Source organism: Pseudoalteromonas sp. AWH4_217 (genome assembly GCF_056161105.1).
In genome coordinates this window covers 296305-307470 of the sequence record NZ_JBSWYM010000007.1, presented here as the reverse complement: position 1 = coordinate 307470, position 11166 = coordinate 296305, and the positions used below count along the sequence as shown (strand labels likewise).

General features: G+C 50.4%; 10 protein-coding genes. 4 read left to right on the top strand and 6 right to left on the bottom strand.

All coding sequences use genetic code 11. The annotated features are described in order from the left end of the window. Positions 1-42: 42 nt before the first annotated feature. The 4 genes from ACXAH1_RS11135 to ACXAH1_RS11120 are packed head-to-tail and all read right to left on the bottom strand — an operon-like array spanning position 43 to position 3294. Positions 43-1320, bottom strand: a complete 1278-nt coding sequence (locus ACXAH1_RS11135; RefSeq protein WP_475196702.1) for an ATP-binding protein — start codon at positions 1318-1320, stop codon at positions 43-45. Then, positions 1320-2039 carry a winged helix-turn-helix domain-containing protein gene (locus ACXAH1_RS11130; RefSeq protein ID WP_475196700.1) on the bottom strand — a complete coding sequence of 240 codons (720 nt, stop codon included), beginning with the start codon at positions 2037-2039 and terminating at the stop codon, positions 1320-1322. Before ACXAH1_RS11130 ends, ACXAH1_RS11135 begins: the two co-directional genes overlap by 1 nt. Beyond that, on the bottom strand, positions 2039-2425 hold the full coding sequence (locus tag ACXAH1_RS11125) for a DUF3019 domain-containing protein (protein ID WP_475196698.1): 387 nt from the start codon (positions 2423-2425) through the stop codon (positions 2039-2041). Before ACXAH1_RS11125 ends, ACXAH1_RS11130 begins: the two co-directional genes overlap by 1 nt. Before the next feature lie 11 nt (positions 2426-2436). Beyond that, positions 2437-3294: a MipA/OmpV family protein gene (locus ACXAH1_RS11120; protein WP_475196696.1), complete on the bottom strand. Its 858-nt coding sequence runs from the start codon at positions 3292-3294 to the stop codon at positions 2437-2439. A 348-nt stretch (positions 3295-3642) separates the two neighbouring features. Between ACXAH1_RS11120 and ACXAH1_RS11115 the strand changes: the two genes are divergently transcribed. Next, complete coding sequence (locus ACXAH1_RS11115) at positions 3643-3810, top strand: hypothetical protein (RefSeq protein ID WP_171045299.1); 168 nt, start codon at positions 3643-3645, stop codon at positions 3808-3810. Positions 3811-3823: 13 nt separating this feature from the next. On the opposite strand, the gene ACXAH1_RS11110 is transcribed toward ACXAH1_RS11115, so the two are convergent. Together ACXAH1_RS11110 and ACXAH1_RS11105 are read right to left on the bottom strand one after the other, a co-directional pair. Next, the gene (locus tag ACXAH1_RS11110; RefSeq protein WP_475196694.1) at positions 3824-5671 is read right to left on the bottom strand and encodes a sensor histidine kinase; all 1848 of its coding nucleotides are present in this window, start codon (positions 5669-5671) and stop codon (positions 3824-3826) included. A gap of 10 nt (positions 5672-5681) precedes the next feature. Continuing rightward, a complete protein-coding gene (locus ACXAH1_RS11105) occupies positions 5682-6371 on the bottom strand; it encodes a response regulator transcription factor (protein ID WP_475196693.1) in 690 nt (229 codons plus the stop codon). Between the two features lie 176 nt (positions 6372-6547). Between ACXAH1_RS11105 and ACXAH1_RS11100 the strand changes: the two genes are divergently transcribed. The 3 genes from ACXAH1_RS11100 to ACXAH1_RS11090 are packed head-to-tail and all read left to right on the top strand — an operon-like array spanning position 6548 to position 11121. Then, entirely contained in the window at positions 6548-7825 is a 1278-nt protein-coding gene (locus tag ACXAH1_RS11100) for an HlyD family secretion protein (protein ID WP_475196691.1), read from the top strand. 25 nt (positions 7826-7850) lie between these two features. Next, a complete protein-coding gene (locus ACXAH1_RS11095) occupies positions 7851-8582 on the top strand; it encodes an ABC transporter ATP-binding protein (protein WP_475196689.1) in 732 nt (243 codons plus the stop codon). A 28-nt stretch (positions 8583-8610) separates the two neighbouring features. Continuing rightward, a complete protein-coding gene (locus ACXAH1_RS11090) occupies positions 8611-11121 on the top strand; it encodes an ABC transporter permease (RefSeq protein WP_475196688.1) in 2511 nt (836 codons plus the stop codon). The last annotated feature ends 45 nt before the right edge of the window (positions 11122-11166 follow it).

Below are 11166 nucleotides of genomic sequence, written 5' to 3'. Positions count from 1 at the left end.
AATTCCCGTTTAATTGGGTTCCCCAAAATGACAACTGTCTGCTCATTTTAAAGGCAGCGTTAGTGTAAAACAGGCTCCCGCCAGACGCGTTGAGTTGCAGACCCTAAGCTGTCCGTGATGCCAGTCAGCTATCCGTTGTGCCAGCGCCAGACCCAACCCAAAGCCACTGCGAATTGTGTTTTGTGTATTTTCTGCCCGGACGAATGGTTTAAAAATATGTTGCGCTTCGTCAGGTGACACACCGAAACCGTTGTCATGGACGCTTAGCACAGCCTGTTTTTCTTTGGTGCTTAAACACAAGATCATCTGACCTTGCCCGTATTTCTGAGCGTTGTCCAGCAGGTTAGTAAGCAAAGTGGTCAGGTAAAATGCATCACCTTCTATCTGAACGGGGTGCACAGGGATATCTAAATTGAGCGCAAGATCACAGCTCTCAAAAGTCGCACTGGTCTGTTTAATCAATTGGCAAAGATCGACTAATTGGCTTTGTTTGTTATGGATATTCTGGTCCAGTCTGGCATAGCTGAGTAACTTATCGATAAGCTCAGACAAGGTATCCAGATCACGGTTGATTTTAGCTTCGTAGCTACGGCGTTTGATTGGATCTGTGGTTTCCTCCAGCGTATCCATGCCGAGACGGATCCGTGCCAAAGGGGTGCGTAGCTCATGAGACATCGCCCCGCTGAGCAGTTTGACGTCCTGCACCAGGTATTCAATGCGCTCAGCCATATGGTTAAATTCATTTTCCAGATCACGCAGATAAAGTACCGAGCCCACTTGAAGGCGCTGCGACAGGTCGCCATCGCCAAAGCGTTGTGCGGCCTGACGCAGCCTGAGTAGTCGCAGTAAAAACGGCAGTAACCATATCAGGATCAGTGTCATTGTGGCGACATAAAACAGTATGGTTAGCCACCAGGCTGTGTCATTCTGAGGCTTTATTCGTTTGCTACGTATGACCAGCAAAGTATGGGGATCAGGCAGGCGCTGCAAAAACAGTAACTGCTGATCTGTTTCCAGCTGGATTTGTTCATTGGCCTGTAATTTTTTCTGTAAAGGTGTAGGTAAGGGAAACGCAGAAGTGGGCATAATTTGCGGATGAAGCAAGGATTGCGCTGGCCAGTTGGCTAGCAACGAGTGTGGTGAGTCCGCTGCTGAGATCACGGTGTGTATGTCTTTGGCTAAGTGCGCCAGTTGCATCTGAGGAGAGTTTGGTTGCTGCTGGGACGCAGTGATAGTCTGATACAAATGATCAAACAACCAGCTGGTAGCAACCGAAATAATAGCAATGGCCAGCAACAGAGACAGGGCAAATTGGCGCATTACCAGGCATCCCGGATTAATTGATAGCCCTGGCCCCATACTGTTTTGATACGAAATGGCGAAACCGGATCGTCACCGAGTTTCTTGCGTAGACGGGAAATACGTTGATCAATAGAACGATCAAAGCCGTCGTACTCAAACCCACGCAGCGATTTGGTGAGATAATCGCGGGTCACCAATTCACCTGCTGATTTCGCTAGTAACCACAGTAGATCAAACTCTTTGGACGAAACTTCAATGGTCTGGCCTTGTAAGGTCACAGTCCGGGTGCTTTTGTCCACCTGTAGCCCCTGTATTTGAACACGCTCTGAGCCTTGTGGCTGGTCAGGCGCGGGAGTGGCTGGGACATGGCGGCGTAACAGCGCTCGGATCCGGGCGAGCAGTACCCGGGCTCTTACAGGCTTGGTCAGATAGTCATCTGCACCCATTTCCAGCCCAAGCACTTCATCCATATCCTCGTCACGTGCTGTCAGCATAAGAATAGGTCCGTCATACTTAGATCTGACCTGTTTGCAGACATCCAGCCCATCCAGTCCGGGCAACATACCATCTAATATCACTAAGTCCGGATTCAGCCCGATGATCTGTTCAGGCGCACGATCGCCGCGATGACACTGGCTGACAGTAAAAGACTTTTCCGTCAGGTAGTCACAGATCCACTGTGCCAGTTCAAGATCATCTTCAATGAGGAGCAGGTGTGTATTCGGTATTGTCGTCATTAGAACATTCGCCATTTTACGCGTGTGTTTTTGCTTTTGTTGTATACCCAGGCATAAGTAAGTTGTGTACTTGCCAGCGTATGTTGTTGAATATCTTGCAGCGCAAAGACCACATTTTTATTGAATTGGAGTTCCAATGTCAGCGTGCCAGATAAGGATTTCTCCCAGCATTTTAGCGGTTTTTTTCGGTCTGATTGGGTCAGACAGTAGTGACCCTGTGTGCTGGCTTGCCAATGGATTGTTAGCTCGCTATAGCAGTGTTCGCCCTGATGCAATGCAACACATTGTTGTGGGTTGAGTGTCAATGTTGCAGGGACATCGACATTTGCATGACTGGGTAAACATGTGGCACCTGTCAGTGTCGAGAGTAACATGAGTTTACGCATGATCTTGCCCCCTAAAATACATAGCTGACGGACAGACCCAACCCCAATGCATTACGGCTGCGGTTGTCACCACGCATCAGGTTGTTCTGTATGATAGGGCTATCGGCAACGGCGCTGGGAGTCTGATAGTAGCGCAACGACGCATCAAACAGCCAGTTTTCTGTGAGCGGATAGGTGGCGCCAAGGTGCAAGCTATGCGACAAGCCACTACCCGCTATATACTTAGGTAACCCGCTGATCCTGTTATTATTGTTATTCTCTGTGTTGTTGACACCATAGTAATAATTCAACAAATCCCCCGACAGATAATTCACTCGATACGCGCCAAACAGGTGCCAGTTTTGGAAAGTCCAGTGTTTACTGATCTGCGAGCTCATATAAGTGCCTCGGTCGTCACTTAGCTTAGGAGTTGCTATTAATTGAAATCTTAGCCCTGACCATATCCCACGAAAGCGCACACCCAGGTAGTTAGTCTGGTTTTTTGTAAAGCGCAGCTCGGAGCCATCTTGTTGAATGTATTTGGTATCGGCGTCTGAGTGTGCCGATGAGGCCAGAAAATCCACATCCCAGTGGTCGGTGCGGTACAAGTTGTAGCCTACGCTGGTGCTGCCAAGAATATTATTGGGCCCACCCGGGACCTCAACAAACAAACCGTTATCCCACTCATAAGCACCATTAATGAAATAACCCAGGCCTGCACCCGCATCACCAAAGGGCCCTTGCCCTGCGAAAGCGCCAACGCCAATTGCCATATACCCTTTACTGTCAGGGCGTTTTTCCTCTACAGGCTCAGCCGCCTGCAAAGGTGCACTGGTTACGCCTGCCAGAGAAAGGCAAACAGCCAGTGTGTGTACCAATACCTTGTTCATTATTTTTATTCCTGTCATCACTTTCGATACGAACAGCATAGCGAGGAGCTGTTGAAGAAGTCGTAACAGTCACCACCAAAATGTATCAAAGTGTAGCGAAGGTTATATATAATTTAGGTACTGACGTCTATCCCCTCAAATTGCCATTGTGGATTAAGACGCAAACTTTATGCTGAGTGTTTGATGCTTAAAAGCGGGGGCTGGCTAAGTTGAAGGAAATGAGATTGACTATTGCTAAAGGTGTGGTTGAATTTTGACCACACGCTCAGATGCTGTTTTCTGAGTGTGTACTCTGTTGGTGCTGGAGTAAGGCACTGACTCACTCAAAAACACATGTAAGGACAAGCTATGCAACTCAAACTCAAAAAATCACCAGTCAAAAACCTCAGCCACAAAACACTGGACACGCACAATACTCAGGCTATCGCCGCTGGTAATGGGCCCAGTGCCAGTAACCCCATTGTTTGCCACAGTTACCCGGTGTGCTGGACAAAAACCTACTGCTGGACCGCATAACGGCGCAACACATCTATGCCTGAGTCACCGACTCGGGCATCATAAGGTTAAGATGTTGAGTATGTAAGGTCAGCCTTAGCGCCAGGCCTGGTGTCATCCGGTGGGCTGTTATCTGGCCTTGCTGAGCACTGACCAGTTGTGCGACCAACGCAAGTCCAATCCCGGTTCCCTGAGTTGTGCGGGTTAGTTCACTGCCTCCCCGATAAAATAACTCAAATAGCTTATCGCATTGTTGTTGCGACACACCGGGACCGTAATCGCGGATCTCCAGCTCCAGTTTGTCTCGATTGTGGTCGTTGCGTCTAAAGGTAATGTCGAGCTGTCTGCGTGCCGGGTCGGTGATGCCCTCGGCAGCGAAGAACTTGACGGTGTTTTCGGTAATGTTAATCACCACCTGCGCAAACGCATCCTGATCAACTAACACGGCGGCCTCTTCAGACAAAGGAGGCTCAATGGCCATATTCAGGGTAAAGGCGTGTTTATCTAGCAAGGTTGATGTCTTTGAACGAATAATATCGGCCAGCATAGTGACTGGCACGTATTCGGGATTGACCTGGCTCAGTCCGTCCTGATCATGATGATTCAACCGTGTCAGGAGCAGGATATTGTCGATCAGACGGCTTAGCCGCTCACTTTCACTGTGAATAAAGCCGTAATAGTCTTGCCGGGCATCCGTCGATACCACAGTACCTGAGCGCAGCATTTCGGCATACATACGAATGGCGGTAAGCGGTGTTTTGAGCTCATGGCTGACCGAAGACACAAAATTCATTCTCTGCTCTGCAAGCGCCAGCTGTTTAACACTCAGCCGATAAAATCCGTAGCAGGCACCCAGAATTGTCAGTATCAGCAACAGGGCAAACACACTGCTGTACAGCATGCTCTGACTCATGGGCAGAGTATGGGTCGTAAAGTGTAATGTGTAGTTGTTAAATGGCCAGCGCAGGGTGTCGCTATATAAGAGTTGCTCACTCAGGTCAGTGGGGATGTCGGTTTGTGCCAGGCGACGTGCAGGCGACTGTGAATGGGTAAGTAAAAAATGCACTGGCTCCGGCTGAGCTGTCATTGCATTATACAATTCATTGGAGCCGCTTGAACTATCTGCATCCAGCGTCAGTAAAACCGGGAGGTCAAACTGACTTTGGCTCAGGTACTCACTGACAAGGCTCAGTAAATACGGCTCTCGCCTGACCAGATAACCTTGCAACTTTCGCTGCGCGCCAACTTTGGGCAGACGGTAGAAAATAAAGTAGCCAGGCACATCAAACCACAGCTGGTACAGGCCGCTTTCTTTGCTTAATCCCTGCGACAGCTTGCTCTGTAATGCCTCGGATTTAGACAGGATCTGGTATATGAACCTTGCCTGTTCGTAACGTTGTTGTAACTCGGGTGAGGCTTTCTTTAGCTCTGAAACTGGATTTGCAATGTCCTTATCCGACAGGGGCTCTGGCCAGATTGGACTGTTGAACCGACCCTGTGCATCAAACTGAAAATAACCGACCAGCCCCTGAATAGGGCGGGTGGCCGTTGGTCTGGCAGGATCCAGATGTGACAGTACTGAGGGCATCTGCAGGGTTTCGTCGGTGAGTGGGTTATACACCGCCTGATAGTAGTCAAATGCGTTGACTGGCAGCGCATCGGTAAGTAGCCGGCGTTTAAACATCTTGCGGTCAATTTGTAATATCAGGTGACGAGCCTGTTCCTGATAGGTGTTCAGTTGGTTCTGTTTAAGCTGTGCAAAACCAAAGTAGAGCAAAATACCCAGTGGTATTAACAGGCACAGTAAAAAGGTGCCGGCCAGCCAGCGCAGTCTCTGTTTGCGCTGTGTATAGCTCATTAGTTGAGTATCTTTAAACCACATAGCGATGCCGTTACTGAGTGTACAACTGATAGCCTTCACCACGATGGGTGACCAGATGGCGTGGTGACTTAGGATCCTGCTCTATTTTTTTGCGCAACTTGGCAATATGAATATCGACCGTACGCGTATCTATGTCCCCCACGGTTTTATAGCCCCAAACCTGATGCAATAGCTCATCACGACTGACGGGTTTGTTCTGACGTAGCAGGTAACTTAATAAACTGACCTCGCGACGCGTATATTTGACGGGCAGCTGATAAGACGTTCCGGTCAGTGTGTGCGGACAAACACAGACGTCTTTGCTCAGAAGCAGCTCTTCTTCATGCTGGCTCCAGCCCGAGCGGCGCACCAGCGCATTGATGCGCAATACCAGTTCCGAGGTTGAAAAGGGTTTGGCCACATAGTCATCGGCTCCTAGGCTCAGGCCATTGATAATGTCCTGCTCGGTGCTTTTGGCCGTCAACATCATAATGGGTTGAGTTGCAGAGGTTTGTCTGAGTGCTTCGCAGATCTCAAAGCCGCTCATTGATGGCAACATGACATCCAACAAAATACAGGCATAGTCGTTCTGTTGTGCTCGTTTAAGACCTTGTGCACCGTCCATTTCACTGTCGACGTCATAGCCATGAAAAACAAATAAATCGGTCAGACCACGCAGGATGGCTGGTTCATCTTCTACGATCAGCAGGGTGGGTTTCATCTTGTTGTTATTCCCTTTTTAGTCGCGGCCAGTGATGTGAAAAATCTAGCTGGCCCGGCGCCAAAGTGCACGTAAACTTTTGTAAAACCTGCGCCGTTTTATTTTACATAGCTTGCCTGTTGTCACGCCCATACGCCCTCTAAAGTAGACTGCATCGTCCCGTTGGAGAAGTCACCATGGATATAGTGAGAACGAAAAAAAGCCCCCTGTTAAGACATAAAGGCAAAGCGATGAGCGCACTGGGCTTGGTTGTGATGACCTGCATGGCTGTGTTTTTTAACCGCCATACTAGCGCGACCAACCTGGTAGATAAAGCCCCGTTGTTGATTGATACCGTTCGCCGGGGTGAGCTAAAAGTCACGGTACGAGGCAGCGGCGTGCTGGTACCCGCTCAGATCCGCTGGATAACGACCCCGGTAGATGGCCGGGTGGAACAGGTATTTAAGAAAGCCGGCGCGCAGGTAAAACAGGGGGATGTACTGCTGCAGCTGAGTAACCCTGAACTGAAAGAGTCGCTTGATCAGGCGCGTTGGCAGTTACAAGCACTGGAAGCACAGACCCATGCGGAGCAGGTGACGCTGGAGTCTGCTTTGCTCGATCAGGAAATTGCGGTGGTTGATGAAAAGCTAAATCTGGAACGCGCCGAACTGACCCTGGCTGCCCAGGAAAAGCTGCTGGCGCAGGGGATCGTTGCCGTCTCTAAGATTGATTTTGAAGAAGTTAAAATCAATGTCGCCCAGTTTCGCCAGCGTTTTTTACTAGAGCAGCAGCGTCTTGATAAACGGCGCGAAAACCTGGCCGCGCAGTTACGCGCCGGTAACGCAAGGCTCAACAGTTTGCGCAAGCAGGTCGAGCGCATTGAACAACAGGTGAACGGGCTCACAGTAATCGCCACCATGGATAGTATTGTCCAGGCCATGCCACTGGAACCTGGCCAGCAGATCAGTGCCGGAAGTAACCTGGCTATGCTGGCCAGAAATGATCAGTTTGTTGCCCAGCTGCGTGTACCGGAAAACCAGATCAAAGATGTACAGATTGGTCAGGCTGTCGTGCTGGATACCCGGGCAAGCCAGATCAAGGGCGCAGTACAGCGCATTGATCCGGCCGTCAGCGATAGCGCGGTGCTGGTGGAAGTGGCGCTCAGTGGAGCGCTGCCCAAAGAAGTCCGTCCGGCCTTGAGTGTGGATGGGGTCATAGAGATAGCAACGCTTGCTGATACCTTATTTGTTAAACGCCCTGTCATGGCCAGTGGATTTAGTCAGGCCAGTCTCTACCTGCTGGATCAGTCTGGCGAGCAGGCCAGTCGGCAGCCTCTGACATTTGGTCATATGTCCAGCCAGTACATTGAAATTGAACATGGTGCGACGGTCGGCACCCGCATCATTTTGTCGGACACGTCACACTGGCAGCACAGCAACGTACGCTTTAGTCAGCCGTTTTCTGCGCAGTATTAGCCCCCACTCTACAGGAGCCCCGAGTATGTCAACTCAATATCCAAACCATGAAATGCTGGTTGAGCTAAACCAGTTAAATAAAGTCTTTGTCAGCGATGATGTCGAAACCTGGGCGCTGAACAACATCAATTTACGGATCTCAAAAGGGGAGTACCTTGCCATCACAGGGCCATCCGGCTGTGGTAAGTCGACCTTGCTGGCTCAGCTTGGGTTGTTGGATACCCCGACCGATGGTACCTACTGGCTGGCAGGGCATGATGCTGCACAGATAGATAAAAATGAACGCGCACGGATCCGAAATAAGGAAATAGGGTTCATTTTTCAGGCATTTAACTTGATCAGTGACTTGAATGTTGAGGATAACGTGGCTTTACCACTGACATATCGTCAGGACCTCAGCCGAGAGCAGCGACGTGCACGTGTCGCGACGGCACTTGAGCAGGTGGAGATGGTCCATCGCGCCAGTCATTTTCCTGCTCAGTTATCTGGGGGGCAACAGCAACGGGTGGCCATCGCAAGAGCCATTGCCGGGGAGCCTGCGATTATTTTAGCGGATGAGCCAACGGGCAATCTGGATTCCAAAAATGCCGCAGCTGTGATGGCACTGTTAGATACCCTGCACCATAACGGCGCGACGATTTGCATGGTAACCCACGATATGTCGTCGGCATTACGTACCGGGCGGATCATCGAAATGAAAGACGGCGCAATTGTGTCGGACAGTCCCACGTCTGCCCGTGCTGCCATTGCAGTGTAAGTGGCAATTTGCTGAAGAGGAATTGAGTATGCCTGCCTGGATAGATATCCGATATGCAGTTCGGCTGCTGCTGAAAAAGCCCCTGTTTACCCTGACCACCACTGCCATTGTGACGGTGGGACTGGCACTGACTTTGTACACCTATACGCTGATGCAGCAGCTGGTGTTTAAGCCCCTGACTTTAGGTCAGGATACGCAGCTTATTGCCATTGCAGGTGAGTTTAAGGCTGCCCATGGTGTCCGCCAGCGTGTTGATCCCTATCATCTGAATCGAGTTCAGGCGCACAGTACGTTATTACAGAGTATGAGTATGTATCAATCGGCAGTGCGCACTGTGGGCAGGCTGGGTAACGAAGCCATGTCGCAAAAAGTGCATCTGAGCTACGTACAGTGGGATATATTTGAGGTAGCAGGTGTGCAACCTTTGCTTGGCCGCAGCTTTGGCCCGGCTGATCAGCAAAATGAAACACAGTCAGCGGTGGTGCTGAGCCATGATATCTGGCAACGGGTCTTCGATGGCAATGAAGATATTATTGGCCAGGTGGTTCAGGTTGAGGCTATCCCTGTACAAGTGATAGGTGTCATGCCGCCTGGGTTTGCGTTTCCAACTCAGGCTCAGGTTTGGCAAATTATGACTCAGACCCGGCTATCGCCTGCCAACCCGTCGAATCGGGGAGGGCTGCAGGCAATAGCCAGGCTTAAGCCTGATGTTACTCTGGCACAGTTTCAACATGAGCTGGCCACTTTGTTGCAGCGCCAGATCCAGACCCTGCCACAGGAGTTTGCCTGGCGTTCTGATGTGCCGGGTGGCTACCTGCAGGCGGTGCCATTTAAACTCAGCGTCGATGTGTTGTATCAGCACTATTCTGTGCTGGTGGCCATGATGTTGGTGGTGTTACTGATCTTACTACTGACCTGTATCAATGTGGGTAATTTACTGCTGGCCCGGGTGAATGAGCAGATCCGTGATGTGGCTATTCGGGTTGCGTTGGGTGTGCCACAGCGGCGTTTAATTTTGCAGATGCTGTGGGAAAGCACCTTGATTTGTTGTTTTGGCGGAATATTGGCATTGGGGCTGGCACAATGGGGGATGACACTGACCAATCAGGCATTAGACGAGATCTTTGCATTGAACGGTGCACGCCCTTTCTGGTGGACGATCAGTTTATCGCAGGACTCAGTCTGGATGTTACTTGGCGCTGTTTTAATGATGATACTCATCACCGGTTTAATTCCGGCGTGGCGTGCTTTGCAAGGAGATATGAATGGCATTTTACGTGACGGTACCCGGGGTGCTGTCAGTAAACGTGCGGGCAGAGTGAATCAAGTGTTGGTGATTACCGAAATCGCTTTGTCCTGTGTCGTATTGGTCATTGCAGCAATGCTCCTGGGGAGTAGTTTGGCTGCGCAACAGGCGGATTATGGTGTACAAACCGAGCAGCGTCTGACAGCGTCGGTGCGTTTGGCGTGGGGGAGTTATCGTTGGAATGGGGGGGAGCCACAAGCGCGAAAAAAGCGCAATGATTTTTACTATGGGCTTAAAGAAAAGCTTGAACAGCTTCCAAACGTGCGTAGTGTTGCCTATTTCAGTAGTCTGCCGGGGACTGGCGGAGGCACCTCACACTTTGAGATCCAGGGACAGGCGGCAGAGGTTTTTAGTGACAACCCAATGTGGAACTTTGAAGTAGTCAGTCGGGATGCGTGGCGAACGGTTGGTATGCAGCTGCTTGAAGGGCGCGATTTTAACCTGACAGATCTGGCCATTGATAGCCGTGAACTGCGTAACAGTGGATCACCGGTCATTATTAATGCGGCGATGGCACGGGAGTTGTTTCCACAAGGAAGTGCTGTGGGGCAGCGTATTCGTACTCTGGATGGAGAAGGCTGGCATACGGAATGGCGGACCATAGTCGGTGTGGTGTCTGATAGCATTCATGGCCCGACACTGAATGCCACCAGTACTGCGTATACCGGTTATGGCCTGATGGATCTGCGGTCGTGGTGGATGAATATAGTTGTGCATTATAGTGGCGATGAATCAGAGGCCATTGCTGCGTTGCAGCAGATTATAATTGACCTGGATGCGGATGCAACGGTACACCAGATCCAGAGTTATCAGAGTTTAATTAAACAGCCTTTGCTTTTGATGGAATCACTCAATCAGGTGTTCTTAGTCGGCGGGCTGGTCGCCTTGTTTTTAGCGGCCAGTGGCATATATGCAATGTCTGCGAACAGTATTACTTTGCGCAGTCAGGAGATTGCCACCCGGCGTGCCCTTGGCGCACCAGATAAACAAGTGGTTGGTTTGTTTGTCAGGCAGGCGCTTGTGCAGCTGGCAGTGGGATTGATCGTGGGAGGGCTTAGCGCATTGTGGATCAGTGGACAGCTCACAGGTGCCATGAACATCGACCCTCACAGTTATGTATGGGCACTGCTTGGGATCCCTGCTTTTATCGTTTTGCTGGTACTGCTGGCCACTCTATTGCCAGTCTCACATCAGGTTAAAGCACCGCCTGCGCAGGCATTACGACAGAGTTAAGTGTGAAGATATGTGGTGGACACCCTAATAGGGTTAAGGCACAGT